The sequence below is a fragment of the Caulobacter sp. HJHS_5 genome (assembly GCF_056683955.1).
On record NZ_JBWZNC010000009.1, the window covers coordinates 125,651 to 152,272 of the forward strand.

Sequence of the window (26,622 nt, forward strand, 5' to 3'; positions counted from 1 at the left end):
CCTATTCCGCCGCGTCGAGGGCGTCGGCCAGTTCGCGCTCCAGCCCGTAGTAGCGGGCGCGATCCCAAAAGCGGGGGCGGGCGATGCCGGTGGAGCGATGGCGGCCGAGCACCTTGCCGTGCTCGTCCTCCCCGGTGATCTCGTAGACGAAGAGGTCCTGGGTGACGATGACGTCGCCCTCGAGGCCGACCACCTCGGTGATGTGGGTGATGCGCCGCGAGCCATCGCGCAGGCGGGCAGCCTGGATGATCACGTCCACCGAACCGACGATCATCTCGCGGATGGTCTTGGAGGGCAGGCCGTAGCCGCCCATGGTGATCATGCTCTCGATCCGGCTGATCGCCTCGCGCGGGCTGTTGGCGTGCAGCGTGCCCATCGAGCCGTCGTGGCCGGTGTTCATCGCCTGCAGGAGGTCGAAGGCCTCCGGTCCGCGCACTTCGCCGACGATGATGCGTTCGGGACGCATCCGCAGGCAGTTCTTGACCAGATCCCGCATGGTGACCGAGCCCTGGCCCTCGAGGTTCGGAGGCCGGGTTTCCAAGCGCACCACATGCGGCTGCTGCAGCTGCAGTTCCGCCGCGTCCTCGCAGGTGATGACGCGCTCGCTGGGGTCGATGAACGCCGTCATGGTGTTGAGCAGCGTCGTCTTGCCCGAACCGGTGCCGCCGGAGATGACGATGTTGCAGCGGCAGGCGCCGATGACGCCGAGCACCCGCGCCCCTTCGGGGCTGATGGACGCGAAGTCCACCAGGTGCTTCATCGTCAGCTTGTCCTTCTTGAACTTCCGGATGGTCAGGGTCGGACCATCGAGGGCCAGGGGCGGGGCGATGACGTTGACGCGGGAGCCGTCCGGCAGGCGCGCGTCGCAGATCGGCGAGGCTTCGTCGACCCGGCGGCCGACCTGGCTGACGATCCGCTGACAGATGTTCATCAGCTGGGCGTTGTCGCGGAAGCGCACATTGGTCAGCTGCACCTTGCCGCTGACTTCGATGAACACCCGGCCCGCGCCGTTGACCATCACGTCGGCGATGTCGTCGCGCGCCAGCAGGGGCTCCAGCGGGCCATAACCCAGCACGTCGTTGATGATGTCCTGAACCAGGTGATCCTGCTCGGACACCGACATCGAGACATTCTTGATCGCCACCAGCTCGGCGACGATGTCGCGGATCTCCTCGCCGGCCTGTTTGGTGTCGAGCTGGGCGAGCGCCGCTAGGTCGATGGTGTTGATCAGGGCGTTGAAGATCGTGGTCTTGGTGGCGTGATAATAGTCGCTCTGTTCACGCACGACCTGGCTGGGCGCGGCGCCCTGAGCGGCGCGGAGCTGGTCGAGGCCGGCCGTGGCCTTGGGGGTCGGCCTGGCGCCCGTCGCCGGGGCCAGGCCGGCCTCCGGCCCGATCTTCTGCGGACGCGTGGCGATGGCGGCTCCGCCGGTGGGCGCGGGCGGAGGGGCCCGTCGCGCCTCCAGGGTCGCATCGCCTCCGGGATCTGTGCGCTTGCCGAACACGATCTACTTCTTCTTGAACAGGCCTGCGAGGAGGGAGGTCTTCGGCGCCGGCGGCGGGTCGCGGCGGCTGATCAGCTGCGCGAAGTGATCGATGCCCTCGGCCGCCTTCGACTTCGGCCCCACCTCGGCCAGCATCTGGCCGTTGTTGGCCGCGGCGCCGAACAGCTTGGGATCGAAGGGCAGAACCAGCGACGGGGTCAGGCCCAGCGCGTCGCCGAAGTCCTTGATCGGCAGTTCCGGGCGCTGCGGCACGCCCGCCATGTTGATCACCAGCCGCGGCGGCTGGTCGTTCGGGCGGGCCTGGCGCACCAGGTCGACGATGTTCTTGGCGTTGCGCAACGAGGCGAGGTCGGGCGTGGCCACGACCACCACGTCGTCGCTCGACAGCAGGATCCGGCGCTTCCAGGCGCTCCAGGCATGCGGCAGGTCGAGCACGACATAGGGCGCCGAGCTGCGGATCTTCTGGGAGACCTCCTCATAGGCGTCGGGCGGGATCTCGTAGTCCTGGTCGAGATTGGCCGGGGCCGCGAACAGCGACAGGCGGTCCGTGCAGCGGACCATCATCCGGTCCATCAGCACCTGGTCGAGGCGATCGGGCTGACCCAGCGCGTCCGCCACGCCCTGCAGAGGGTCCTGGTTGAAGTCGAGGCCGGCGGTGCCGAACGGCAGGTCGAGGTCGACGATCACGGTGCCGGCCTGAATCCGCTCCGAGATCGAATAGGCCAGATTATGCGCCAGGGTCGACGAGCCGACCCCGCCCTTGGCCCCGACCACGGCCACCTGGCGGCCGATGAACGGCGCGGCCGGATCGGCGTAGAGGCCGGAAACGGCGTTGATGATCTGCAGCGGGCCGTGCAGCGGCGGGGCGATGTATTCGCTGACCCCGCGGCGCATCAGCTCGCGATAGAGGGCGATGTCGTTGGCCGAGCCGATGACCATCACCTTGGTGCCCGGATCGCAGACCTCGGCCAGGCGGTCGAGCTGCTCCAGCAGCAGGGTCGCCGGATCCAGGGTCTCGACGATGATCAACGAAGGGGTCGGCTGGTTCTGATAGAAATCCACCGCCGCCGCCAGGCCGCCTTCGCGCAGCAGCACCGAGGCGCGCGACATGCGGCGATCCTGCGCCGTCTGCTCGAACAGCGCGGCGGTCGAGGGTTGATCGCAGAAGACGTGGATGGCGATGCGCGGCACGCCGGCCTCGCCGGACGGGCCGCCATAGGTGGGGGTATAGGCCTGCGCCGCGGCTACCGGCGGCGGCGCGAACGCATCTCCATCGGGAGTCAGGGCCGCCTTGGCCCCGGCGATCAGATCGCCCACCGGATTGTAACCGGTCTCGCCGCCGAGATCGGCGAAGTCGTCGGTCGTGAAGCTCGCCGCCGACGGCTCCGGTTGGGCGGGCGGGAATTCGGCGAACGCGTCGACGGCGTCGGGGCCCGAGGCCCAGCCGGTCGCCGGCGGAGCGGCGAACTCGTCTTCGGCGTCGAAATCGAGGTCGAAATCTTCAGGCTGCGAAGCGCCGGGTCGCATCAGTTCACCGCCCTCGAGATTGCGCCGGTCGCCTGTTCCTCACGCGCTGAGGCGGTGGTCTCGCCGCGACGGTACTTGTCCAGCACCGTCTGGCGGCGGCCGGCATCGGACGGGGTGCTGTCGCGCGGCCGCAGCAGGTCGCCAGGATTGGCCAGCTGGGCGGCCATGTTGGCGGTGACGGCGCAACCGAAATTGGCGCTCGCCCGGTTCGTCATCGTGCGGGTGAGGTTTTCCATGTCCGCGCCGCAGGTCGGCGTGGTCACGGCGTAGCGGTCGTACGACACCACCAGCGGCGCCTCGACGGCGCCGGTCGAGTCATAGGCGGCGATCTCGATGCGCTGGGGCGGCGCGCCCTGGGAAACCAGGAAGTCGCGGGCCTCTTCCGCCATCCGCACGACGATGGGACCGGCCGGCGCGGCGGCGCGGGGCTCGGGGGCCCGCACGGTGATCCGTCCGCCCTCCGAGAACGCCCACTGCTCGATGAAGTCCTTCAGGGCCGCGGCCTGCGTGACCGAAAGACCCGTGGGATGGATCGCCAGCAACAGTTCCTCGGGATGGGCGTCGACCGCGATCTTGCCCGCCCATTGCTCGGTGTCGGTCAGGGCGCCGGTCCTTGGATCTTCGCGCGTCGGCGAGACGCAGCCGGCGAGGATCGCGGCCGAGGCGGCCGTTGCGAGGAGGGTGATGGCGGGGAAGGGCTTGCGCATGGCCTTACTCGATCACGTAGCCGATGGGGCCCTGGTAGGGGCGGCTGGCCGGGGTGCTCGGCCCATTGCTGTTCTGGGCGGCCCTGACGACGGAGTTCAGGCGGCCGAGCAGCACCGTCTCCGGATCGCTGGCGATGCGCAGGCCGTCGGCCGGCGTCTGCAGGCGCCCTGCGTCCTGAGCTTCGACCAGATAGGGCGTGATGATGACCACCAGCTCGCTTTCGCCGTTGAGATAGTCGCGCGAGCGGAACAGGGCGCCGAGCACCGGCAGGCTGGTCATCCCCGGCAGGGCGTCGATGTTCTGCTTCGTTTGCTGGTGCAGCAGGCCGGCGATCATCAGCGAGCCGCCGGAGGGCAGCTCGACCGTGGTCTCGGCGCGGCGCACCGACAGGCCGGGCACCGTGAGCGTGGAGTCGCCGGTGGTCAGGTTGAAGGCGCCGAGGCTGGAGAGCTCGGAGACCTCGGTCGACAGCTTCAGCGAGATGCGGCCGCCCGACATCACCACCGGCGTATAGCCGAGGCCGATGCCGTAGGGCTTGAACTCGAGGGCGACACGGCCCGTGGTGTCCTGGCCCACCGGCACGGGGAATTCGCCGCCGACCAGGAACTTGCCGGCTTCGCCGGAGACCACGGTCAGGTTCGGCTCGGCCAGGGTGCGCACCAGGCCGACGCGCTCGAAGGCCTGCATCATGGCCGAAGCCTTGTTCAGGCCGGGGTCGCCTATGAGGTCCTTCTTGACCGTGGCGGTGTCGGCGTTGACGCCCCGCCGCACGATATAGTCGCACATCACGCTGTCGTTCGGCGGCGCGTAGCCGCAGGGCCGCTGCATGACCGGCCCCTGGGTGGTGTCCAGGTTGAAACCCGCGTTGGCGCCGCCGAGCAGGCCGCCGTTGACGCCGTATGTCGGGGTGAAGCCCAGGGAGTACTGCGGCTCGCCGAGCTGGTTCAGCAGGGCGCTCGAGTTGAAGCCGAGCTGCTTGATGATGTTCCGCTGCACCTCGACGATGCGCACCTTCAGCATCACCTGGTCCTTGCCGGCGATGCTGAGCATGTTCAGGACGTTCTCGGGCTTGCCGACGAACTGCTGGGCGATGCGCGTCGCGCGGTCGGAATCCGAGGCGGTCATCACCAGACCGCTGAGGATCACGCCGCCGTTGACACCCTCGGCCCGCACCTGCGAACCGGGCAGCACCCGGCGAATGGTTTCGCCGATCGCGGCGACGTCCTGATCGACCCGGATGTCCAACGACAGGATGCGGCGGCCGGCGGCGTCGAAAAACACCGCGTCGGTCTGCCCCGTCTTCACGCCCAGCACATAGATGCGGCGCGGCGTGCGGATCACGGCGTCGGCGATGTCCGGACTGGTGACCATCATGTCGCGCACATCGACCGGCAACTCGACGATCGCCGACTTGCCGAGCGGAATGGCCAGCGAGCGCGAGCCGTTGGACGACAGATCGACCCGCAGCACCGAGACCGGCGTGGGGGCTGGCTCGGCGACGGCCCGCTCCCCCGGCGGCGGCGCGGCGCGGCGCACGGGCGCCATGACGGGGCCGTCGGCGACGGCCGAGGCGAGCGGCGTCCCCGCCAGGACAGCGGTCAGCAGCAGGCGGGCGACCAGGTTCAGGCGGATCATGGGCGCACTCCGACGATTTCGGTGGCCCCGGCGCGATGAATCCGGACCAGGTTGCCCTGATCGTTCTGCTCACCCCGATTGATCTTCGTCGCGCCCGAGAAGCCCCCGGAGTCGGTGATTGAGCGCAGGGTGAGGACAATCGAACCCTGGGCCTTGGCGCGGGTCAGGAGCTCGGCGTCGCTCGGCCCCACTTCGAGGGTGGCGGTGGCGCCGATCAACGACTTGGCGTCTTTCTGAACTTCGGTGGCCTGATCGATGGCCAGGACCCGTACATTGGTCAGCACCGTGTCGGCGACGAACTCGGTCTTGGTCTGCTGGGAGCCCCCCATGGCCTGGAGCAGGTCGACTTCGTGGCTATGGAGCACGTCGACGTGATCCCCCGGAAGGATGAAGCCGCCCGCGGCGATGTCGACGGTGACCGGCAGGGCGATGGCGCGCTTGCCCGGCGCCAGCACCACCGACATGAAGCCGCCCTCGCCGCTGCGGACCAGCTTGCGGGCAAGGATCGGCTCGCCGTTGAGGATCGGGTCGCGGACGATCGAACCCTGATACGCCTGCATCGGGCCGGCGCCGCCGATCATCTCGCCGGCGGCGCCGGCGATCTTGGAAGCGCTGGACTTCTCGGAGTCCTTGGTCGGCGGGGCGCCGTCGGTGATCAGGTTGGGATTCAAGGCGTCGGCCGGCCAATCCTGCCAGCCGAGGTCAGACACCTGCAGCCGGTCGCCGATGGCGAGGTCGCGCTTGGCCACCAGCACGCGGGTCGTGGCCCGTTCGGCGACGGCGGGCGACGGCGCGGCGGCCTTGCCGCCGAGGGCGCCGCGCAGCAGCAGCGCGCAACCGATGGCGGCCACGGCGGCGATGACGATGATGATGACGCGTCCGGGGCTCATCGTGTCTCTTGCGGGTCGGCGGCCGTCAGGCGCCGTGAACTCGATCGGCCGGCCTGATTCTGCGGGCCGGCGCGGGGGCGGTCGCCTTCTGGCGCCCAAACCAGCTTTTGCGTTCCTATGGTTAACGTCCGCCTAAGCGGCGCCGTTATCCGGGGAACAGGTTCGACAGCGCCGCGGCCGGGCCGCTGAGCGGAAAAGCGAACAGGGCGCCGACGCAGATCGCCACGCCATAAGGGGCGTCGGCCTTGGGCGTGGCCAGTCGCCCGATCCACGGCGGCGCCTGCAGGGTGAAAGGCCGCAGCATGTTCGAGCGCAGGCTCATCAGCCCCACCGACAGTGCGCCGCCGCAGAGGGCAGTCACCAGGATGAAGGTCGCCGACGCCGGCCAGCCCAGCCACAGCGCCGCCGCGGCCATGAACTTGGCGTCGCCGCCGCCGATCCAGCCGAGGGCGAACATGCCCATGCCCGCCAACAGGAAGACGACGCCGGTCAGCAGCGAAAGGCCCGCCGCGCCAAGCGACAGATGCGAGACAAGGGCGGCGGGGATGAAGGCCGCCACCAGCGCCAGCGATATCCAGTTGGGGATGGTGTAGGTCGTCGCATCCTTCAGCGCGGCCACGATGGCCAGGGCCGGGAAGACGAGCAGGATGAGATTGGCGAGCATGGCCGGATCATCGCCCGCGCGGGTGAACAGTTCGTTGCGGCGGCGCTTGGCCTGGAAGCTCAGGCCGGAAAAGCGGAAGGGCCGCGGATCTCTCCGCGGCCCCCCGTTTTCAAAGGATGCTGTCCTTCGAGACGCTTATTCGCCGAGCTTGGTAGCAACCGTGTTCAACTTCGTATTCAGGTTGGTGCCGATCAGCTGCACGGCGGTGATGATCACCACGGCGATCAGGGCGACGATCAGGCCATACTCGATGGCGGTGGCGCCGGACTCGTCCTTCAGGAACTTGGTCACGAACTTCGACATGAGAATCTCCATTAAATAAGCAGGTTGAGAAGGGACAAGCCGTTCGACCTGCCTACCCCCGAAAACGAGGGACAACATCGCGCACCGCATTTAATGGCCAGTAAACAAGGCAAGTGCAGGCAATTGAATTCTATGATTATTTTTTATTTACTATGAGTTTCCGTTAACCATACCCCATGTAAATCATATTCCGCGCAATTCTATATGTGGTCCGCGCCCTGACGTCTTAAGCGCCGTTAAGGCGGCTGAATCATCGGTGAAGACCAGGAAGACGCTTCAGGCTTTGTTGACCAAATCTCACGACCCTGACCGGACAGACCGATCCGGGACGCCGTCATGCGCCACATCATCGCCGCCGCCTTCGCCCTGGCTCTGCCGGCGCTCATTCTTGTTCCGGCGCAACCCGCCCACGCCCAGGCCACGCTCAGCGTGCCGATCGATCAGAGCGTGAAGGTGGGCTTTTCGGCGCCGGCGCGGGACGTGGTGGTCGGCAACCCGATGATCGCCGACGTCACCCTGCTCGACTCGGGGGGCGCGATCCTGCTCGGCAAGCAATACGGCCTGACGACGGTCACCGCCTTCGACGCTGGCGGCCGCGCGGTCTTCGCCCGACAAATCGTCGTGGTGCCGGGCGACGAGAACCGCGTGGCGTTCTTTAGGGGCACGGCCCGCAACAATCTGGTCTGCGGCTCCAGCTGCGAACATGTGGCGATGCCAGGAGAGTCGCAAGCGGTGTACCAGGACCGCAGCACGCCCTATACGGGTTACAGCGAACGGACGCGCTCGGCGGCCCAGCCCGTCAAGTAACCGCAAGGCCGAGTTTAAGCGTGGCTTTTAAATAGCGATTAGCTTTGCCCCGCTAGGGTCGCGGCATGAAGACGCTCGTCCAGCTCATGCGCCGGTTTCGTCGCGCCCACGGTGGCGCGACGGCGGTCGAGTTCGCCCTGGTTGCGGCGCCTTTCATGGTCCTGCTGTTCGCGATCGTCGAGCTGGGCCTGGTGTTCCTGGTGCAGACCAACCTCGACAACGCCACCGAGGACGCGGCGCGGCGAATCCGCACCGGCGAGCTGCAGATCGCCAAGGACGACGCCGCGGCCTTCAAGGCCGACGTCTGTAGCCAGGTCGCCTGGCTGGGGTCGAGTTGCACCGGCAATCTCAGGATCGACGTGCGGGTGTTCGGCAGCTTCGCGAACCAGGGGAACCCCGGCGGGTCCGAGAACGGCGGCATCAACCCAGACCAGGAAGAGACCTTCATCCCCGGCGTCGGCTGTAGCATCGTGCTGGTGCGCACCTACTACAGGTGGCCGCTGATCACGCCGCTGCTGAGTTCGGCCCTTATCAATCTGGAGGGCAACACCCGGCTGATCAGTTCGGCTGTCGCCTTCCGCAATGAGCCGTTCACCCAATGCTGAGCTTCGGAAAGAGATTCTGGCGCGATCGGCGCGGCGTCTCGGCAATCGAATTCGCGTTCATCGCCCCGGTGATGATCGGCGGCTACCTGGGCATCGCCGACATCACCCAGGCGATGATGGCTGATCGCCGGGCCAACCACGTCGCTTCGGCGGTGGGCGACCTCGTCACCCAGTCGAGCCAACTCACCGACGCCGAGATCGCCGACATTTTCCTGATCGCCAAGTCGATCATAGCGCCCTTCCCCTCCGAGACCCTCGGCGTGCGGGTCACCAGCGTCTCGGTCGACGACAAGGGCGCCGCCACCGTGGACTGGAGCGAGGCCAGCGGGATGGACAAGGCGAGCGGGCCATACGAGCTGCCGGCCGGTCTGGTGCCCAACGGCCAGAGCATCGTGGTGTCGGAATCGACCTACACCTACACATCGCCGTTCGGGAAACTCTTCCCGAAGCCGCTCACCTTCACCGATAGGCTCTATCTGAAGCCGCGCCGCTCCAGCAAGGTGATGCGCACCTCCTAGAGCCGCCCGGCGAGCCGTTCGACTAGGGCGTGCGGCGCCAGGCGTCGCCCGTCCAGGGCCGAGACCGGACGCAGGCCGATCAGGCTGTTGGTGACGACGATCGCCTCCGCCGACGCCAAGGCCCCGGCCCCCGCCCTCACCTCCGTCGCGTCGACGCCGAGCACCGCCGCCGCCCTTACGACGCGGGCCCGGGTCACCCCGGCCAGCACCCCGCAATCGAGCGCGGGGGTGAACAGCCGTCCCCCGGCGATCCAGAACAGGTTGCCGGCCGCCGCGCAGGCGACCTCGCCCCGGGTGTTCAGCATCACCGCCTCGTCGGCCCCGGCCGCCCGCGCCTCGGCGCGCGCCAGCACATTGTCGAGATAGGCCAGGGTCTTCAGGCGCGAGGCCGGTGAGCCGTCGTTGCGCCGCACGGTCGAGGTCGCCAACGTCAAGGCGTCGTCGGAGGCCGGGGCGAGGAAGGCCTTGGCGACGATGCGGAGCGCCGGCTCGGCCGGCCGGTCCAGCCCTCGGCCGCCGCCGCCCGCCGTCACGGTCAGCCGCAAGGCCAGGCGTTCGGTCGTTCCGGCGATGGCCGCCTCGGCGGCGGAGCTAAGAGCCCACGGATCCGGCGTCGGCAGACTCAGCGTCGCGCAGCCGGCCGTCAGCCGGGCGACGTGTTCGGGCCAGAAGGCGATCTGTCCATCCTCGACCAACAGGGTTTCGAACAGGCCGTCGCCGAGGGTGAAGCCGCGGTCGTCGAGCGGGACGAGGTCGGTCATCGAAGGGCTCCCTGCAGGGCGGCGATCTTGGCCTCGGTCTCCAGGCGTTCGGCGAGCGGGTCGCTGTCGGCCACGATGCCGGCCCCGGCACGGGCTTCGAAGACCCAGCCGCCGTCGGCCTGCTCAAGCGCCAGGGTGCGGATCAGCACGCTGGAATCGAAGGCGCCGTCGCAGCCGGCCCAGAACAGCGCCCCGCAATAGGGCCCGCGCGGGGGCTCCAGCCCGGCGATCAGCTTCATCGCCTGCACCTTGGGCGCCCCGGTGATCGAACCGGGCGGGAAGGCCCGGGCGAGAAGATCGAGCGGCGAGGCCCCCGGCGCGAGGCGGCCGGTCACCGTCGAGACCAGGTGATGCACATTGGCGAAGCTCTCGACTTCGAACAGTCGCGGCGCGGCCACCGAGCCGGGCGACGAGACGCGCGCGAGATCGTTGCGCATCAGGTCGACGATCATCAGGTTCTCGGCCCGGTCCTTGGCGCTGGCCGCCAGCCGGTCCCGCTCGGCGCCGTCCTCGGCCGGTGTCGCGCCGCGCCGTCGGGTGCCCTTGATCGGCCGGGTCTCCAGCTCGCCGCCGGCGCCGGCGCTGACGAACCGCTCCGGCGAATTGGAGACCAGGGCGCGGCCCTCGAGGCGCAGGTAGGCCGCGAAGGGCGCCGGGCTCTCGGCGATCAGCCGCCGCAGCACGTCGACCGGCCGGACGTCGGCGGCCAGGCGGCCGGCCCAGCGACGGGCGATGTTGGCCTGGAACAGCTCGCCGCCCCGGATGCGCTCGACCACCTCGGCCACCGCCGCCTCGTAGGACGACGGCGCATCGAGGCTTTCGAATGTGGAGGACAGCGCGCCCGCCGCCGGCGCGGGAGACGGCGCGTCGAGCCAGGCGGCCGCCTCGCCGGCGCGCGCCTCGGCCTCCGCGAGGCTGGCCCCCCGGCCGAGGGCGACGACCTCGCGCCGCTCGTGATCGAAGGCGAGCAGCGCCGCATAACGGCCGACCGCCAGGTCGGGCCAGGTCGTGCGCGCCAGGGCGAGGCCTTCGGCGCGGGCGCCGAGTTCGTAGGCCGCGAGGCCCGCCAGGCCGCCTTGGAACGGGGGACCGTCCGCGAGCGCCGCCGCCGGTTCGCCCGCCAGGTCGCGCAGGGCCGCGAAGGCGTCGATGGCGGCGTCCGGCGCGACGGTCAGGGTCGCCTGGGGCGCGCGCAGCACATAGGACCAGCGGCCGCGCGGGCCGCCGCCGCCCGAGACCAGGGCCAGCGCCCAGGGCTCGTCCGCGAAGGGCGCCAGGGCCGCCGCCGGCTCGCGCCAGGGCAGGGTCAGGCGGGCGACATGGCGCATCGTCGGCTTACCGGAACGGCGGCTCGTCGAAGGCCCGCAGCTTGCGCGAGTGCAGCTGCGCCCCCTCCTGCCGCAGCAGCTCCACGGCCGCGAGACCGATCTGCAGGTGCTGGTTGATCGCCCGCTCATAGAAGGCGTTGGCCTGGCCCGGCAGCTTCAGCTCGCCGTGCAGCGGCTTGTCGGACACGCAGAGCAGCGTCCCGTAAGGCACCCGGAAGCGATAGCCCTGGGCGGCGATGGTGGCGCTCTCCATGTCGATGGCCACCGCCCGGCTCTGGTTGAAGCGCAGGGCCGAGAGGGTGTGGCGAAGCTCCCAGTTGCGGTCGTCGGTGGTGACCACGGTGCCGGTGCGCAGGCGCCGCTTCAGCGCCTCGCCGGTGTCGCCGCTGACCTGCTTGGCCGCGTCATAGAGCGCCCGCTGCACCTCGGCGATCGAGGGGATGGGGATCTCCGGCGGCAGCACGGCGTCGAGCACGTGGTCGTCGCGCAGATAGGCGTGGGCCAGCACATAGTCGCCGATGGTCTGGGTGTCGCGCAGGCCGCCGCAATGGCCGATCATCAGCCAGGCCTGCGGACGCAGCACGGCCAGGTGGTCGCAGATGGTCTTGGCGTTGGACGGGCCGACGCCGATGTTGACCAGGGTCACGCCCCGGCCGCCGGGGGCCATCAGGTGATAGGCCGGCATCTGGTGCTTGCGCCAGGCGCCGGCGGCGATGGTCAGCTCCGGCTCCTCGGTCTCGGCGGTGACCACGACGTTGCCGGCGCAGGAGAGGGCCGAATAGGGGCTGCCCGACTTCTTCAGCTCCGCGCAGGCCCAGGCCACGAACTCGTCGACGTAGCGGTGGTAGTTAGTGAACAGGATGTACTGCTGGGTGTGCTCGGCCGGGGCGCCCGTGTAGTGCTTCAGCCGCGCCAGGGAGAAGTCGGTGCGCAGGCCGTCGAACAGGCTGAGCGGCCGGTGGTCCTCCAGGGCCGCGTCCCACAGGCCGTCGGCCACCTCGTCGCCGATGAAGGCCAGTTCGGTGGCGGGGAAGTAGCGGGCGAGATCCTCCGAGCGGACGTCGGCCTGGTTGAGATCGATGGAGGCGTCGAGCACATAGGCGAACGGAATCTCCTGCATCGAGCGATGCACCTCGACCTCGACCTCGAAGTCGCCGAACAGCAGGGTCAACTGCTCGATCAGGAAGTCGCGGTAAAGCTCCGGCCGGGTGACGGTGGTGGCGTAGACGCCCGAGCGGCTGAGGCGCGCGAAGGCGCGCGGCAGCTTCGGCGTGCGCCCGGTCGGCGCGTAGGTGAGGCGAAGCTCGGGATAGGCGAAGACCCCTTCGAGGCGGGTCTGGGCGACCGGATGCTCGCCGGTCTCCAGATAGGTCTTCAGGGCGGAGCGCAGGGCCTCGACGGCCTGCTGGTAGTGTTCGGTCAGCTGATCGACGACCGCCGCGGCTTTCTCTTCGTTTGTCATGGTCCCTTATAGCTCAGCCACGGTGGGGGTTGCGAGCGGCGGGGTCATCCGGCGGACCCGGAAGGAGAATTCCGCGCCCATGGCCTTGCGGCGGGCGGGCCAAACAGGGTCAATTGTCACCCCGGCGATGTCGGTCGGGGGGAGAAACCGTCCATGAATCGCCTGTTCGCCTACTTCATCGTCGGCGCCATGCTGCTCGGCATTGTCGTAGGCTGGATCTGCAACGCGACGTTGACGCCCGGGCAGATCGCCTCGGTGGCGGACGGGCTGGGCATCCTCACCGACCTCTTCCTGCGGCTGATCAAGATGATCATCGCGCCCCTGGTGTTCGCCACCCTGGTCAGCGGCATCGCCCACATGGAGGACGCCGCCCAGATCGGCCGCGTGGGGGTGAAGACCATGGGCTGGTTCATCTGCGCCTCGCTGGTCTCGCTGACCATCGGCCTGATCATGGTCCACATCATCCAGCCCGGCGTCGGCATGCATCTGGACATCCCGGCGGGCGACGCCGCCGCGACGGTGGACACCGCCAAGTTCACCCTGAAGGAATTCGTCACCCACCTGGTGCCGACCTCGATCATCGACGCCATGGCCCGCAACGAGATCATCCAGATCGTGGTGTTCTCGGTGCTGGTCGGCACCGCGGTGGCGGCCGTCGACGACCGCGCGCCGCAGGTGCTGCAACTGGTCGAGCAGGTCACGGCCATCATGCTGAAGGTGACCGGCTATGTGATGAAGCTGGCCCCGATCGCCATCTTCGCCGCCCTGGCCTCGACGGTGGCGACCCAGGGCCTCGGCGTCCTCTTGACCTACGCCAAGTTCGTCGGCGGCTTCTATCTGTCGATGGGCATCCTGTGGTGCGTGCTGATCGCCGCCTGCGCCGCCTTCGTCGGCGCCCGCGCGCTGAAGCTGGTGGGGATCATCCGCACCCCGGCCCTCTTGGCCTTCTCCACCGCCAGCTCCGAGGCCGCCTATCCGCGCACCCTAGAGGTGCTGCAGCAGTTCGGGGTCTCGCGCCGCATCGTCAGCTTCGTGCTGCCGCTGGGCTACTCGTTCAATCTGGACGGGTCGATGATGTACTGCACCTTCGCGACCCTGTTCATCGCCCAGGTGTACGGCGTCGAGCTCTCCATCGCCCAGCAGATCACCATGCTGCTGCTGCTGATGGTCACCTCCAAGGGCATGGCCGGGGTGCCGCGCGCCAGCCTCGTGGTGATCAGCGCCACCCTCACCTACTTCAAACTGCCCGAGGCCGGCCTCCTGCTGGTTCTGGCCGTCGACCACCTGCTCGACATGGGCCGCTCGGCCACCAACGTGGTCGGCAATTCCGTCGCCTCGGTGGTGGTCGCCAAGTGGGAAGGGCAGCTGGGACCGGAAGAGGAAGGGACCGTCGCGGGGTGACGGGCGCGCGGCGGCGCCGTCCGGCTTAGTCCCAGCCGTGGGTGTAGTTTCGGGGCGGTGGTTGGGGGCGGCGCCCCCTGGGCGGCAGTTCGCCGGGCAGGCCAACGGGATAGCCGGGGAGCGCGTCGGGGTCTGGGGGTTGAGTGTAGGGCGGCGCAACTTCTCTCCTTTCCCCCTGGATGGGGGAAAGGGCAGGGATTGGGGGTGGAAGCGGTTCGGCAAGCGGTGAGTAGACCGGAGAGGATGCAGAAGTAACGTCGCAACGTTCTTCAGGGAGCGCCTCCTCCGGACGCGGCGCCACCCCCACCCTTGATCCCTCCCCCATCCAGGGGGAGGGAGACTTCAAGATAACTCCGCCTTCCCCGCCCTTTGACAGCCCCAGGTCCCGGCAGATCTGCTCGACGACCTCCTCGAACGGCCGGGACAGGATGTCCCCGAGGTCTTCCGCCTCCTTCAGGCGCTCGGTGGCTTCACGGATGCAGCGCTCGTGCGCCTCGCCGCCCTCGGCGTCCTTGTGAATCTCATCGATGATGCCGGTGACGGTGGCGGCGATGTCGTCCTTGCGGGCGCGCAGGCGCGGATCTTCCTTAGCGGCGGTCGGCGTCGCAGGAGCGGCGAGGCCCGCTTCGTAGTCCTCGATCCGGCCGACGCCGCGCAGCTTGTCGATCACCTCGACCTGCAGGGCGCAGGTCAGGCGCACGGCGCGCGAGACCCGGCTGAAGGCCAGGGTGACGGCGACGGGATCGACCGGCTCGGAAGCTTCAGCGACGCGCCCGCGAAGGCTTTCGGCGATCTCCATGCCGATGTCGGCCAGACGCTCCAGCTTGGCGAGCTGGCGCTCCAGCACCGGCCGCGCGAAGTCGGCGGCGGGCGTTTCATCAGGACTGACGGGCTGTGGGGTCACCCATCCAGCGAAGCAGACGGAAACGTCAGATGCGGACGTAAAGTCGTCGAAGTCGACCCTCGAAGCACCGCTACGGTGGGTGCCGGGTGAGTGATCGCCAGCACCTGAGCCATCATCAGCTTAGTTGAGGCGAGGATGCTTTCCAGGCTCGCCCTGCACCCCGCTGGAATCCATATTTGTTTTAGTCATGGATGCATTGCATAGGATTATCTCAACTCGGCGATAACCGTGTCAAAGTTGTCTCGCCAGTAGCCACCTAGCCCCCTTACACGTCCACCGAAAATCCGACGATACTCTTCCTCATCTTCGTGGCCCGAGCAAACAACAATCTCACATTCGCTGTTGAAGAATGGCGAAAATAAATGCGTATCATGTTGCTGGTATCGCGCACCCACGATGACGACTTTCTGCGCGGCACGAATTTCCTCTGCAAGAGAATCTCGACAAAGCTGTATCGAGTCCCCCAGACCGGTATCGGGCTTTTCGGGATGATACATCGAGAGAACTGGGTTTAGTTCATTTTCCTTATAAAGTTGATTCAATTTGAAAATATTCGTTTCCATGTAAGATCCGGCGGTATCTTGCAGCCGAAACATGACCTGATTAGCGGGGCCCTCATTGATATTATCACGCGCTATAGCACTCCTAGTAATCAGCCCGGAACTACCGTGGGGCAGATAGAGGCGACACCCGGTATATTCTCGGTTGAAGTATCCCCCATATCCTGGATAGCTCAGCTCTACTTCACTAGCCGCCGCCGCTCGTTGCAGCAATAAATCGTAGTTCAGCGACGCAAGCACGAGGTCATCGGGAGCCCCGCCGAGACTCGAGAACAATTTTCGATAAAGTGAAAACTCCGATGGGCAGTAGGCGGCCAACAGAAGGGCCATCTGCTTGTTGAGAGCGATGACCTCGCTTCGGGTCGCAACACCCCTAACGCCGCCGGCGTTAAATGCGCCAACGAGCCACTGCATAATTTGCTCGAATCCACGAAGGTTTTGCGGAGGTGAAATTCTTCCCCACGTCGTGGGGTAACGTCGCCTGAGCGCGCCAAACAGTTCGTCGCCCCTAGGTGGCTGCATGCTCGGGTCGCCTTCCGACCCAAAGCTAGCGCCCGCCCCAAAATAGAGAACTTTCACCCTACACCCCGCGCATTGGTCGGACGCTGAGGCCTCTTCGCCTCAGCCGTCGCGCCCCAAATTCGATTGTCCGCCCCCTACCCCCGCCCGAAGAACGGCATCTTGGCGGTCATCACCGTGACGAACGGCATGTTGGCGTCGGGGGTGCGGCTGGCCATGAAGACCACGGTGTCGGCGACGTTGGCGACGTCCATGGTCGGTTCGACCCTGGTCGTGCCGTCCGGTTGCAGAACGCCCTTGGCCATGCGGGCGGTCATGTCGGTGCCGGCGTTGCCGATGTCGATCTGGCCGCAGGTGATGTCGAAGGGGCGGCCGTCGAGGTTGAGGCTGCGGGTCAGGCCGGTGATGGCGTGCTTGGTCGAGGTATAGGCGGCCGAGTTCGGGCGCGGGACATGGGCCGAGATCGAGCCGTTGTTGATGATGCGGCCGCCCTGGGGCGACTGGGCCTTGAACTGGCGGACGGCGGCCTGGGCGCAGAGGAAGCTGGCGGTGAGGTTGATGTCGACCACCGCCTGCCAGGTCGCGAAATCGAGATCCTCGAAGGCCACCGGCGGGGCGCTGCGGCCGGCGTTGTTGAACAGCAGATCGAGGCGGCCGAAGCGGTCGATGACCGCCGCGAACAGGCGCGCCACCTCGTCGGGCCTGGTGATGTCGGCGGCGACGGCGAACATCGCCTGCCCCGGTCCGGCGAGGGCGACGGTCTCGTCCAGGGCCTCGGCGCGGCGGCCGGTGACGGCGACCGACCAGCCGGCGGCGGCCAGCGCCAGGGCGCAGGCCCGGCCGATGCCGGAGCCGCCGCCGGTGACGACAGCGACCCTGGGGGCGCCCCCTGGAGCGACCTTCGACACGGCCTATTCGGCCGGCAGCAGGTTCTCGCCGCGGCGGGCCAGCATGCGGTCGAACTCGCCCCAGACGCCCTCTTCGCCGTGCCATTGGCCCTTGGTGGCGGCCTTGGAATATTCGGTGGCGCGGGCTTCGAAGAAGTTGGCGTGCTCGACGCCGCTGAGCAGGCTCTGCAGCCAGGGCAGCGGGTTTTCCTTGATGCCATAGACGATCGGCAGCTCCAGCTGGCGCAGGCGCCAGTCGGCGATGAAGCGGATGTACTGCTTGATGTCGTGCGGGGTCATGCCTTGGACGTCGCCGGCCTCGAAGGCGAGGTCGATGAACTTGTCCTCCATCTCGACAACGGTCCTACAGCATTCGACGATGTCGGCCGCGACCTGCGGCGTCACCGCGCCGGTCTCCTTGTTGAAGGCGTGGTAGAGCTTGATGATGCCTTCGCAGTGCAGGCTTTCGTCGCGCACGCTCCACGAGACGATCTGGCCCATGCCCTTCATCTTGTTGAAGCGCGGGAAGTTCATCAGCATGGCGAAGCTGGCGAACAGCTGCAGGCCCTCGGTGAAGCCGCCGAACATGGCCAGCGTCCGGGCGATGTCGGCGTTGGTCTCGACGCCGAACCTGCCCATGAAGTCGTGCTTGGCCTTCATGGCGTCGTATTCCATGAACGCGCCGAACTCGCTCTCCGGCATGCCGATGGTCTCGAGCAGCAGGGCGTAGGCCGCGATATGGATGGTTTCCATATTGGCGAAGGACGACAGCATCATCTTCACCTCGGTCGGTTTGAATACCCGGCCGTAGCGCTCCATGTAGTTGTCGGCGACCTCGATGTCCGACTGGGTGAAGAAGCGGAAGATCTGGGTCAGCAGGTTGCGCTCACGGTCGTTGAGGCTGACCGCCCAGTCCTTGCAGTCCTCGCCGAGGGGCACTTCCTCGGGCATCCAGTGGACCTGCTGCTGCTTCTTCCAAAAGTCGTAGGCCCAGGGATAGCGGAAGGGCTTATAGGCGCCTGACGGGGTCAGCAGGCCGGGCAGGGTCTGAAGGGTCGAGGCGCTCATGCGAGAGTCCGGAAACGAAGGTTGGATGGCGAATGGCCGAAGGAGGCCTGATTCAGCCTTAATAGAAGACTACGACATCTTGCGTTGGGCAAGCGCCCCTTCATCAAGATGTTGTGGGCGACCTGGGGACGGAGTGACGCAGCCGTGATTCAGCTGTTTGGAGCCGCCGGCTCCGGTTCCGTGCCCGTCGAGGCGGCGCTGACCCTGGCCGGCGTCGATTTCTCCGTCGTCGAGGCCGCGACCTGGGCCGGGCCGGGCGAGCAGGCCAAGGTGGCCAAGGTCAATCCCATGCGCCAGGTGCCGGCGCTGGTGATCGACGGCGGCGAGGTGATGACCGAGAGCGCCGCCATCCTGATCTGGATCGCCGAGCGATTCCCCGAGGCGAACCTCGCCCCGCCGCCGGGCCACGCCGACCGGACGCAGTTCCTGCGCTGGATGTCCTACGTCTCGGCGGCGATCTATTCGCTCTATTGGGTGAAGGACGATCCCTCGCGCCTGACCGAGGGCGCGGCGTCGGAGGCCCTGCTGGTGGAGCGGACCGAGGCGCGCATCGCCGAATGCTGGGCGCGGATGGACGCCCAGGTCGACCCGGGCCGCTATATCCTGGGCGATACCCTGACGGTGCTCGATCTCTATGTCGCCGTGGTCTCGCGCTTCCGGCCGCGCCGGCGGCGGTTCTACGAGGTCGCGCCGCGCATGGCGCCGTGCATCCGGCGCGTGGACGCCGACCCGCGGCTGAAGGCCTTCTGGGCGGAGCGCTATCCGTTCGAGGCGGGCTGGGAGGGGTAGGGCGCGGCTTCGAGTTCGAGATCGAAACCTTCGCGGCGGGTCCGAAGAAACACGATCCTTCCCCCTGGATGGGGGAAGGGCAGGGATGGGGGTGGCGCCCTGTCCGCTACGGCAGCGTGCCGGCATGACGCGCATTCCCGACGATTCGAACGTGACTTTGGGCAGTGGCCATTTGGCCAGTCAGTGACGGCGGAACCGCTTCCACCCCCACCCCTGCCCCTCCCCCATCCAGGGGGAGGGATTAAGGAATGTGGATCCGCTTAACAGGTTGGGGACGCCCTACTTATGCGGGCGGTAGCTGAAGCTGAGGGCCAGCATCTCGTCCTGCTGGGTCGAGAGGCCCATGAAGGTGTCCTTCATCTTCATCTTGCGATGGACGTAGCCGAACGAGGTCTGCATCGCGCCGCGTCGCCAGCCGACACCCACCTGGGCGTCGCCGACCAGGGTGGAGGTCGGGTCCTGCGACCAGCCGGCGCGGCTCCAGTCGCCGTCCTGCCGCAGCACGTTGAGGCCCACGGCCTTCCCGCTGGCGGCGGCGAACAGGTACCAGCGGTCGCGATTGCCGAAGGCCTTGCCGTTCATCACCCCGCCGGCGCCCAGGGCCTCGGAGACGCGGTCCTCGAGATTCTGGCCGACCCGGACGACGGCGCCGGCCTCGGCCGAGCCGCCGGTGTTGCCGATGCCCAGGCCCGCGTGGGGCGACAGGTCGACATTGAGCCTGCCGGCGTTGAAGGCGACGGCGCGAGGCCAGCCGCGCGTCACCGTCACGTCGAAGGCGTCGGGCGAGAAGCGTTCGGCCTGCAGGTCGCGCGGGCCGAGGCCCGGGATCAGGGTCGGCGAGCCCACCGAGAGGCGCACGCTGTCGACCGCGCCGCCGGAGCGGCTGGGCAGGGTGAACTGCTGGGCGTCCCACGAGGTGGCCAGGCCACGGCCGGTGTCATAGCGCATGCCGTCCATCAGGCTGGCGACGTCGGCCGCCCCGGCGAGCGGCGTGGCGAAGGGCCCGTCGACCAGCTCGGCCGCCGCGGCGTCCACCGGGCGCTGGCCGCGCAGGGCGACGCCGACCACGGTGGGGGCCTGGCTCTGGGGCTTGGCGAAGGCGGCGGCGTTAACGGCGGCGAGGCGGGAGTCGGCGCCGCGATCCGACGCGGACGCGCCGGCGGAGAATTGCATTTGCGCCTGGGCGGTCTGTGCCGCCAGCAGCGCTAAGGCCGTTCCCAAGACGATCCGCACGCGGACCCCCGTTTCCCACCACAAGCCGACGGTGCATCAAAAAACTGCGGCGCGCCAGCCACCATCACGAACTTTCAAACCAGTGGGGCTTGAATTCGTTCCGCGGATTCCTAGCGAGCGTATCCTCAAGGAATTCAGGGATTTGATGACGAGAAAAAGAAAGCCCCGGCGCTCGGATGAGCGCCGGGGCGAAAGATTCCCTTACAAGCTTTGATGACCGCCGTTCGCCCTATTGGCAGGCGAGGCATTCCTCGTAGTCGGTCTTGGCGGCGGCCTCGACCATCTTGGCCGCTTCCGACCCGCCGTCGGCGCCGGCGAAGGCGGCCCGCTGCACCGACTTGGAGCGCAGGTAGTAGAGGGACTTCATGCCACGCTCCCACGCCTGCCAGTGCAGCATGTGCAGGTCCCACTTATCCACATCGCCGGGGATGAACAGGTTCACCGACTGGCTCTGGCAGACTTCCGGCGTGCGGTCGGCGGCCAGTTCGACCACCCAGCGCTGATCGAGTTCGAAGGCGGTCTTGTAGACGTCCTTCTCGTCCTGGGTCAGGCCGTCGAGGTGCTGAACCGAACCCTCGTTCTCGAGGATCGAGTTCCACACCGCGTCGGTGTTCAGGCCCTTCTCGGCGAGCAGGCGCTCCAGGTAGGGGTTCTTCACCGCGAAGGAGCCCGACAGGGTCTTGTGGGTGTAGATGTTGGCCGGGATCGGCTCGATGCCGGCGCTGGTGCCGCCGCAGATGATCGAGATCGAGGCGGTCGGGGCGATGGCCAGCTTGTGCGAGAAGCGCTCCATCACGCCGCGCTCGGCGGCGTCCGGGCAGGCGCCCTTTTCCTCGGCCAGCTTGACCGACGCCTTGTCGGCCTCGCGGCGCAGGTGCTTGAACAGGCGCATGTTCCAGCTCTTGGCCAGGGCGCTTTCGAACGGCACGTTCTGCTTCTGCAGGAAGGAGTGGAAGCCCATCAGGCCGAGGCCGACCGAGCGCTCGCGCATGGCGGCGTAGCGGGCGGACGAGGCCGCGTCGGGGGCGCGGTCGATGAAGTCCTGCAGCACGTTGTCGAGGAAGCGCATGACGTCCTCGACGAAGCGCGGCTCGTCGCGCCATTCGAGGAAGGTCTCGGCGTTGACCGACGACAGGCAGCAGACGGCGGTGCGGTCGTTGTTCAGGTGGTCCTTGCCGGTGTGCAGCATGATCTCGCTGCAGAGGTTCGACTGGCGGACCTTGAAGCCCAGCTCGCGCTGGTGGCTCGGCAGGGCGCGGTTCACCGCGTCGGAGAAGATCAGGTAGGGCTCGCCGGTCTGCAGGCGCAGCTCGAGCACCTTCTGCCAGAGCATGCGGGCCGAGACCTCCTTCACCACTTCGCCGGTCTTCGGCGAGCGCAGACCGAACATCTCGCCGTCGCGGACGGCGTGCATGAACTCGTCGCTGATCGAGATGCCGTGGTGAAGGTTCAGGCTCTTGCGGTTGAAGTCGCCCGAGGGTTTGCGGATCTCGAGGAACTCCTCGATCTCCGGGTGGTGGATATCGAGGTAGACGGCGGCCGAGCCGCGGCGCAGGGAGCCCTGGCTGATGGCGAGGGTCAGGCTGTCCATCACGCGGATGAACGGGATGATGCCGCTGGTCTTGCCCGCGCCCTTCACCTGCTCGCCGATCGAGCGCACGCCGCCCCAATAGGTGCCGATGCCGCCGCCGTTGGCGGCCAGCCAGACGTTCTCGTTCCAGACGCCGACGATGCCGTCGAGGCTGTCGTTCACGGCGTTGAGGAAGCAGCTGATCGGCAGGCCGCGACCGGCGCCGCCGTTCGACAGCACGGGGGTGGCGGGCATGAACCACAGGCGGCTCATGTAGTCGTAGACGCGCTGGGCGTGCTCATCGTCGTCGGCGAAGGCCGTGGCGACGCGGGCGAACATGTCCTGATAGCTCTCGCCGGCCAGGAGGTAGCGGTCCTCCAGGGTGGTCTTGCCGAACTCGGTCAGCAGGGCGTCGCGCGAGCGATCGACCACGACCGGCGTCTTCGGCACCAGGTGCAGGACCGGTTGCGCCCGCTCCATCGGCGCGGCGTCGGCCGACGGGTTGGTCTCGGAAGTCATCTGGTGTGCTGCGTCGCCCATCATCGCCGTAAATTCCTGAACCCTTTCAGCGCCTTCGCGCGGCCCCGGCCCCGCTCCGCAGCCCATACATGTGGTATGCGAAGCATCACCTGCCCCTACATATGGGGCCTGACCGTGAAAGAGTCGTCAACGCCCAGAGCGGTCGCCGAGCGCATTTTTTTCGTCAACAAAAGGTTAACGCGCAGTCGCACCATGGCGCTTGATCGGAGAGGCGCCAAGGCGTAAATCCCCGCCGTCACTGGGGAGTAGCCGCCCGCGCCGATCAGCGGGGGATGCGTCAACACACTTGGAGCCGCGGCTCCATGGCGCACCGGGACCAAGACGGGCCGCGAGGCCCGGGGCGGTTCGGCGAGACCTTTGACGCCGTGGGCGGACCATGCGGGGCCGCCGACGCGGCGTCATTGGTCGTGCTTAAGGCCCCGCGGAGACGAATCGAATCGTGATCGACGCCCTTTCGACCCTCGGGGTCTCCGCCGGGCTCGTGGCTGTCGCCGAGATCGGCGACAAGACCATGCTGCTGGCCATCCTGCTGGCCGCCCGCTTCCGCAAGCCGTGGCCGATTCTGGCGGGCATCCTGGTCGCCACCCTGGCCAACCACGCCCTCGCCGCCGCCGTGGGGGCCGCCGCCGGCGCCTTTCTGCAAGGCCCGTGGATGCGCTGGATCCTGGGCCTCGCCTTCCTGGCCTTCGCCGGCTGGGCGCTGATTCCCGACAAGCTGGAGGAGGACGAGGCCGAACCGAAGCCGATCGGCCACGGCTCGATCTTCCTGACCACCGCCGTGGCCTTCTTCCTGGTGGAGATGGGCGACAAGACCCAGGTGGCCACCGCCGCCCTCGCCGCCCGATTCCACGACGTGCTGACGGTGGCCGCCGGCACGACCCTGGGCATGATGCTGGCCAACGGGCCGGCGGTGTTCATCGGCGAGAAGGCGGCGACGAAGCTGCCGCTGAAATACATCCGCTGGGGCGCGGCGGCGTGTTTCGCGGCGGTGGGGGTCTGGGTGCTGGCGGCGGGCTAGAAGGGGGCGAAACCCTCGCCCTTCGAGGCTCGCTTGCGCTCGCACCTCAGGGTGAGGATTTCGAATGAGATGCTGAGCCGAAAGTCGTCCTCACCCTGAGGCGCCGCGAAGCGGCCTCGAAGCTTGTCCTGAGCGCCGCCGCAGGCGGCGTCGAAGGGGGCGAGGGCGGTCGCTCAGAGGTTCAACAGGCTGGGGTCGCCTCCCTGGGCGGTGATGTTGACGCTCACCGCCCGCTCCACCGCGTAGCGGGACAGGGCGTTGGGGCCGCCGGCCTTGGGGCCGGTGCCGGACAGGCCTTCGCCGCCGAACGGCTGCACCCCGACCACCGCCCCGATGATCGAACGGTTGACGTAGACGTTGCCGGCCGGAACCGCCGCGCGGACCTCCTCGGCGAAGGCCTCGATGCGCGAGTGGACGCCGAGGGTGAGGCCATAGCCCTTGGCGGCCAGGGCGGTGGCCACGGCCGCCAGCTCGCTCGGCCGATAGCGGACGATGTGGAGGATGGGGCCGAACACCTCGCGGTCGAGGAAGCCGGCGCCGGCGACGCCAGGCGGCAGCTCGGCCAGCATCGGGCTGAAGAAGGTCCCGGTCGGGGGCGTGGGCAAGGCGTGCAGCACCTTGGCCTCGCGGTCCAGGCGCTGGCGGTGGGCCTCCAGAGCGGCCTTGGCGTCCGGATCGATCACCGGCCCGACGTCGGTGGCCGGATCGGCGGGGTCGCCGACCACCAGGGCGTCCATCGCGCCCTTCAGCCCCTCGATCAGCGAATCGGCGACATCGTGCGGGACGAACAGCAAGCGCAGGGCCGAGCAGCGCTGGCCGGCCGAGCCGAAGGCCGAGAGGATGACGTCGTCGATCACCTGCTCCCTGAGCGCGGTCGAGTCGACGAACATGCCGTTGAGCCCGCCGGTCTCGGCGATGAACGGGATGATCGGGCCGGAGCGCCGGGCGATCGCGCGGTTGATGTGGCCGGCGGTGTCGGTTCCGCCGGTGAAGGCGACGCCGGCGCAGAGGGGGTGGGACACGAGGGCGGCCCCCACCGTCTCGCCCCGGCCGGGGACGAGGGCCAGCAGCGCCGGGTCGAGCCCGGCGGCGTGATAGAGGCGCACGGCCTCGGCGGCGATCAGCGGCGTCTGCTCGGCCGGCTTGGCGACCACCGCGTTGCCGGCGGCCAGGGCGGCGCAGACCTGGCCGGTGAAGATGGCCAGGGGGAAGTTCCACGGGCTGATGCAGGCGAAGACCCCGCGACCGCGCAGCTCCAGGGTGTTGGTCTCGCCGACCGGGCCCTTGAGCGCTTCGGGTCCGGCGAACCTGGTCAGGGCCAGGTGGGCGTAATAGCGGCAGAAGTCGGCGGCCTCGCGCACCTCGGCGACGCCGTCGGCCTGGGTCTTGCCGGCCTCGCGGGCGCAGAGGGCGATCAGGCGGTCGCGGTTGGCCTCCAGGGCGTCGGCCATGGCGCGCAGCACCTTGGCGCGGGTCGGGCCGCCGGCGGCGTCCCAGGCCGGTTGCGCCTTGCGGGCGGCGGCGAAGGCGCGGTCGATCTCCTCGGACGTCGCCTCCTTCACATGGCCGACCACCGCGCCGTCAGCGGGATTGCGCACCGCCTCGGGGCCTGAGCCGACCTGCGGCAAGCGTTCGACGGCGGCGACCAGGGCCTCGCGCTCGGCGGCGACGCTGAGGTCGACGCCCATCGAATTGGCGCGGGACCCGCCGTAGATGTCGACCGGCAGGGGGATGCGCGGATGCGGCCCGGCGCCGGCCGCCTCGACCACGCCGATCGGATCGACCACCACGGTCGCGGGCGGAGTGTTCTCGTCGAGCAGCAGGTGGACGAAGGAACTGTTGGCCCCGTTCTCCAGCAGACGGCGGACGAGGTAGGGCAGAAGGTCCTCGTGGCCGCCGACCGGGGCGTAGGCGCGCAGGGTGACGTCGCCGTAGAGCTCGCGGGCCGCGCCGTAGAGCGCCTCGCCCATGCCGTGAAGGCGCTGGAACTCGATCTTCACCCCGGCCTCGTCGGCCATGCGGCGCACGGCGGCCAGGGTGTGGGCGTTGTGGGTGGCGAACTGGGCGTAGAGGTGCGGGGCGGCCGCGATCAGCCGGCGGGCGCAGACGAGGTAGGACAGGTCGGTCGCCGCCTTGGTGGTGTAGACCGGATAGCCGGGCCGGCCGGCGACCTGGGCGCGCTTGATCTCGCTGTCCCAGTAGGCGCCCTTGACGAGGCGCACCATCAGCCTGCGGCCGCTGTCGCGCGCCAGGGCCGCGACGGCGTCGATCACCGCGGGGCCGCGCTTCTGATAGGCCTGCACCGCGAGGCCAAGCCCGTTCCAGGCGCCCAGCGACGCCTCGCGCGCCAGCCGGTCTAGCAGCTTCAGCGACAGGACGAGGCGGTCGGCCTCCTCGGCGTCGATGGTGAAATTGACGTCGTGGCGGGCGGCGATCTCGGCCAGGCGCAGCAGGCGCGGATAGAGTTCGTCCCAGACCCGCGCCTCATGGGTCGCCTCATAGCGCGGCGACAGGGCCGAGAGCTTCACCGAGACGCCGTGGCCCGCCTCCGGGCCGGCGCCTTTCGAGGCGCGGCCGACCGCCTCGATGGCGGCGGCGTAGGCGCCCTCGTAGCGCGCCGCGTCGCCGGCGGTGCGGGCGCCCTCGCCCAGCATATCGAAGCTGCAGAGATAGCCTTCCGAGCCGGCGCGCTTCAGCGCCGCCTCGATATCGCGGCCGAGCACGAACTGCTCGCCCATGATGCGGATGGCCTGGGCGACGGCGGCGCGGATCACCGGCTCGCCGACGCGGCCGGCGATGCGGCGCAGGAAGCCGGGCAGGTCGCGACGGGCGTCGTCGTCGACCTCGACCAGCTTGCCGGTGAGCATCAGGCCCCAGGTGGAGGCGTTGACGAACAGGCTGCCGGACTGGCCGAGATGCGAGGCCCAGTCGGCCGAGCCGATCTTCTCGGCGATCAGGCGGTCGCGGGTCGCCTCGTCGGGCGTGCGCAGCAGGGCCTCGGCCAGGCACATCAGCGCCAGGCCTTCGCGGGTGGAGAGCGAGAACTCCTGCAGGAAGCCTTCGACCACGCCCTGGCGGCGGGCGCTGGCTCGGGCCGCGCGGACCAGCATCTCGGCCTCGGCGCGGACGGCGGCGCGTTCGCCGTCGTCGAGGGGGCGGGCGGCGAGCAGGTCGGCCAGGGCCTGGCGTTCGTCCCGCGACTTGCCCGCGTCAAGATCATCCCAGGCCATGCGCTTCCTCGCGTGGATTTTTCTACGCGATGGACAATGATGGGTCGCAACGTGCGCCGCAAGCCGCGTCTCACGAGACTTTTATCCCAGGGGCGGCGCGGGCGGGCGGATGGCCCAAATGCAAGGAGCCCGACCTTTCGGCCGGGCTCCCGCAAGTCTCAGGAGGCTGGGCCTCCGCTGACGATCGACGT

The 26,622-nt window shown here is 68.5% G+C and carries 23 protein-coding genes and 1 riboswitch; of the genes, 6 read left to right on the forward strand and 17 right to left on the reverse strand.

Translation table 11 applies throughout. The features are described from left to right. Position 1 precedes the first annotated feature (1 nt). From ACFLIT_RS17660 to ACFLIT_RS17690, 7 genes are all read right to left on the reverse strand, one after another. Positions 2–1,465 (reverse strand): TadA family conjugal transfer-associated ATPase, encoded by a 1,464-nt coding sequence (locus ACFLIT_RS17660; RefSeq protein WP_479912601.1) that lies wholly within the window; start codon positions 1,463–1,465, stop codon positions 2–4. A gap of 42 nt (positions 1,466–1,507) precedes the next feature. Then, positions 1,508–3,031, reverse strand: a complete 1,524-nt coding sequence (locus ACFLIT_RS17665; protein WP_479912579.1) for a CpaE/TadZ family protein — start codon at positions 3,029–3,031, stop codon at positions 1,508–1,510. Next, positions 3,031–3,738 carry a CpaD family pilus assembly protein gene (locus tag ACFLIT_RS17670; RefSeq protein WP_479912580.1) on the reverse strand — a complete coding sequence of 236 codons (708 nt, stop codon included), beginning with the start codon at positions 3,736–3,738 and terminating at the stop codon, positions 3,031–3,033. Before ACFLIT_RS17670 ends, ACFLIT_RS17665 begins: the two co-directional genes overlap by 1 nt. A 4-nt stretch (positions 3,739–3,742) precedes the next feature. Further along, positions 3,743–5,374, reverse strand: coding sequence for a type II and III secretion system protein family protein (locus tag ACFLIT_RS17675; RefSeq protein ID WP_479912581.1), 1,632 nt, complete (start codon positions 5,372–5,374; stop codon positions 3,743–3,745). Continuing rightward, a complete protein-coding gene (gene cpaB / locus ACFLIT_RS17680) occupies positions 5,371–6,264 on the reverse strand; it encodes a Flp pilus assembly protein CpaB (RefSeq protein ID WP_479912582.1) in 894 nt (297 codons plus the stop codon). Before cpaB ends, ACFLIT_RS17675 begins: the two co-directional genes overlap by 4 nt. Before the next feature lie 145 nt (positions 6,265–6,409). After that, positions 6,410–6,928, reverse strand: a complete 519-nt coding sequence (locus ACFLIT_RS17685) for an A24 family peptidase (protein ID WP_479912583.1) — start codon at positions 6,926–6,928, stop codon at positions 6,410–6,412. A gap of 135 nt (positions 6,929–7,063) precedes the next feature. Then, positions 7,064–7,231, reverse strand: coding sequence for a Flp family type IVb pilin (locus ACFLIT_RS17690; protein WP_479912584.1), 168 nt, complete (start codon positions 7,229–7,231; stop codon positions 7,064–7,066). Between the two features lie 336 nt (positions 7,232–7,567). On the opposite strand from ACFLIT_RS17690, the gene ACFLIT_RS17695 reads away from it, so the two are divergent. From ACFLIT_RS17695 to ACFLIT_RS17705, 3 genes are all read left to right on the forward strand, one after another. Next, on the forward strand, positions 7,568–8,038 hold the full coding sequence (locus ACFLIT_RS17695) for a pilus assembly protein N-terminal domain-containing protein (RefSeq protein ID WP_479912585.1): 471 nt from the start codon (positions 7,568–7,570) through the stop codon (positions 8,036–8,038). 65 nt (positions 8,039–8,103) lie between these two features. Further along, positions 8,104–8,643, forward strand: coding sequence for a TadE/TadG family type IV pilus assembly protein (locus tag ACFLIT_RS17700; RefSeq protein WP_479912586.1), 540 nt, complete (start codon positions 8,104–8,106; stop codon positions 8,641–8,643). Further along, positions 8,637–9,161 (forward strand): TadE/TadG family type IV pilus assembly protein, encoded by a 525-nt coding sequence (locus ACFLIT_RS17705; protein WP_479912587.1) that lies wholly within the window; start codon positions 8,637–8,639, stop codon positions 9,159–9,161. The genes ACFLIT_RS17700 and ACFLIT_RS17705 overlap by 7 nt, the downstream gene beginning before the upstream one ends. On the opposite strand, the gene ACFLIT_RS17710 is transcribed toward ACFLIT_RS17705, so the two are convergent. From ACFLIT_RS17710 to ACFLIT_RS17720, 3 genes are read right to left on the reverse strand one after another with little or no spacing between them, the layout of a single operon-like run. Next, positions 9,158–9,922: an aminotransferase class IV gene (locus tag ACFLIT_RS17710; protein WP_479912588.1), complete on the reverse strand. Its 765-nt coding sequence runs from the start codon at positions 9,920–9,922 to the stop codon at positions 9,158–9,160. The two genes, ACFLIT_RS17705 and ACFLIT_RS17710, sit on opposite strands and share 4 nt — an antisense overlap. After that, entirely contained in the window at positions 9,919–11,250 is a 1,332-nt protein-coding gene (locus ACFLIT_RS17715; protein WP_479912589.1) for an anthranilate synthase component I family protein, read from the reverse strand. The genes ACFLIT_RS17710 and ACFLIT_RS17715 overlap by 4 nt, the downstream gene beginning before the upstream one ends. 7 nt (positions 11,251–11,257) lie before the next feature. Next, positions 11,258–12,712 carry an AMP nucleosidase gene (locus ACFLIT_RS17720; RefSeq protein ID WP_479912590.1) on the reverse strand — a complete coding sequence of 485 codons (1,455 nt, stop codon included), beginning with the start codon at positions 12,710–12,712 and terminating at the stop codon, positions 11,258–11,260. A 153-nt stretch (positions 12,713–12,865) separates the two neighbouring features. On the opposite strand from ACFLIT_RS17720, the gene ACFLIT_RS17725 reads away from it, so the two are divergent. Next, on the forward strand, positions 12,866–14,113 hold the full coding sequence (locus tag ACFLIT_RS17725) for a dicarboxylate/amino acid:cation symporter (RefSeq protein ID WP_479912591.1): 1,248 nt from the start codon (positions 12,866–12,868) through the stop codon (positions 14,111–14,113). 25 nt (positions 14,114–14,138) lie between these two features. Here ACFLIT_RS17725 and ACFLIT_RS17730 read toward each other — a convergent pair whose 3' ends face one another. The 4 genes from ACFLIT_RS17730 to ACFLIT_RS17745 all read right to left on the reverse strand — a co-directional run bounded on the left by ACFLIT_RS17730 (position 14,139) and on the right by ACFLIT_RS17745 (position 18,051). Next, positions 14,139–15,017, reverse strand: a complete 879-nt coding sequence (locus ACFLIT_RS17730) for a hypothetical protein (RefSeq protein WP_479912592.1) — start codon at positions 15,015–15,017, stop codon at positions 14,139–14,141. Positions 15,018–15,223: 206 nt separating this feature from the next. Further along, entirely contained in the window at positions 15,224–15,991 is a 768-nt protein-coding gene (locus tag ACFLIT_RS17735) for a hypothetical protein (RefSeq protein WP_479912593.1), read from the reverse strand. 242 nt (positions 15,992–16,233) lie between these two features. Further along, entirely contained in the window at positions 16,234–17,004 is a 771-nt protein-coding gene (locus ACFLIT_RS17740; protein WP_479912594.1) for an SDR family oxidoreductase, read from the reverse strand. A 3-nt stretch (positions 17,005–17,007) separates the two neighbouring features. Next, on the reverse strand, positions 17,008–18,051 hold the full coding sequence (locus ACFLIT_RS17745; RefSeq protein ID WP_479912595.1) for a ribonucleotide-diphosphate reductase subunit beta: 1,044 nt from the start codon (positions 18,049–18,051) through the stop codon (positions 17,008–17,010). Positions 18,052–18,159: 108 nt separating this feature from the next. On the opposite strand from ACFLIT_RS17745, the gene ACFLIT_RS17750 reads away from it, so the two are divergent. Continuing rightward, positions 18,160–18,840 (forward strand): glutathione S-transferase family protein, encoded by a 681-nt coding sequence (locus ACFLIT_RS17750; RefSeq protein WP_479912602.1) that lies wholly within the window; start codon positions 18,160–18,162, stop codon positions 18,838–18,840. A gap of 279 nt (positions 18,841–19,119) precedes the next feature. On the opposite strand, the gene ACFLIT_RS17755 is transcribed toward ACFLIT_RS17750, so the two are convergent. Together ACFLIT_RS17755 and ACFLIT_RS17760 are read right to left on the reverse strand one after the other, a co-directional pair. Then, positions 19,120–20,013 (reverse strand): lipid A-modifier LpxR family protein, encoded by an 894-nt coding sequence (locus ACFLIT_RS17755; RefSeq protein WP_479912596.1) that lies wholly within the window; start codon positions 20,011–20,013, stop codon positions 19,120–19,122. Between the two features lie 289 nt (positions 20,014–20,302). After that, positions 20,303–22,162 carry a ribonucleoside-diphosphate reductase subunit alpha gene (locus ACFLIT_RS17760; protein ID WP_479912603.1) on the reverse strand — a complete coding sequence of 620 codons (1,860 nt, stop codon included), beginning with the start codon at positions 22,160–22,162 and terminating at the stop codon, positions 20,303–20,305. A gap of 249 nt (positions 22,163–22,411) precedes the next feature. Then, positions 22,412–22,501, forward strand: a riboswitch (yybP-ykoY riboswitch). A gap of 121 nt (positions 22,502–22,622) precedes the next feature. Here ACFLIT_RS17760 and ACFLIT_RS17765 point away from each other — a divergent pair. Then, positions 22,623–23,201: a TMEM165/GDT1 family protein gene (locus ACFLIT_RS17765; RefSeq protein ID WP_479912597.1), complete on the forward strand. Its 579-nt coding sequence runs from the start codon at positions 22,623–22,625 to the stop codon at positions 23,199–23,201. 173 nt (positions 23,202–23,374) lie between these two features. Here the strand turns inward: ACFLIT_RS17765 and putA are convergent, their stop codons facing one another. Then, entirely contained in the window at positions 23,375–26,431 is a 3,057-nt protein-coding gene (putA, locus tag ACFLIT_RS17770) for a bifunctional proline dehydrogenase/L-glutamate gamma-semialdehyde dehydrogenase PutA (RefSeq protein WP_479912598.1), read from the reverse strand. Positions 26,432–26,622: the final 191 nt, after the last annotated feature.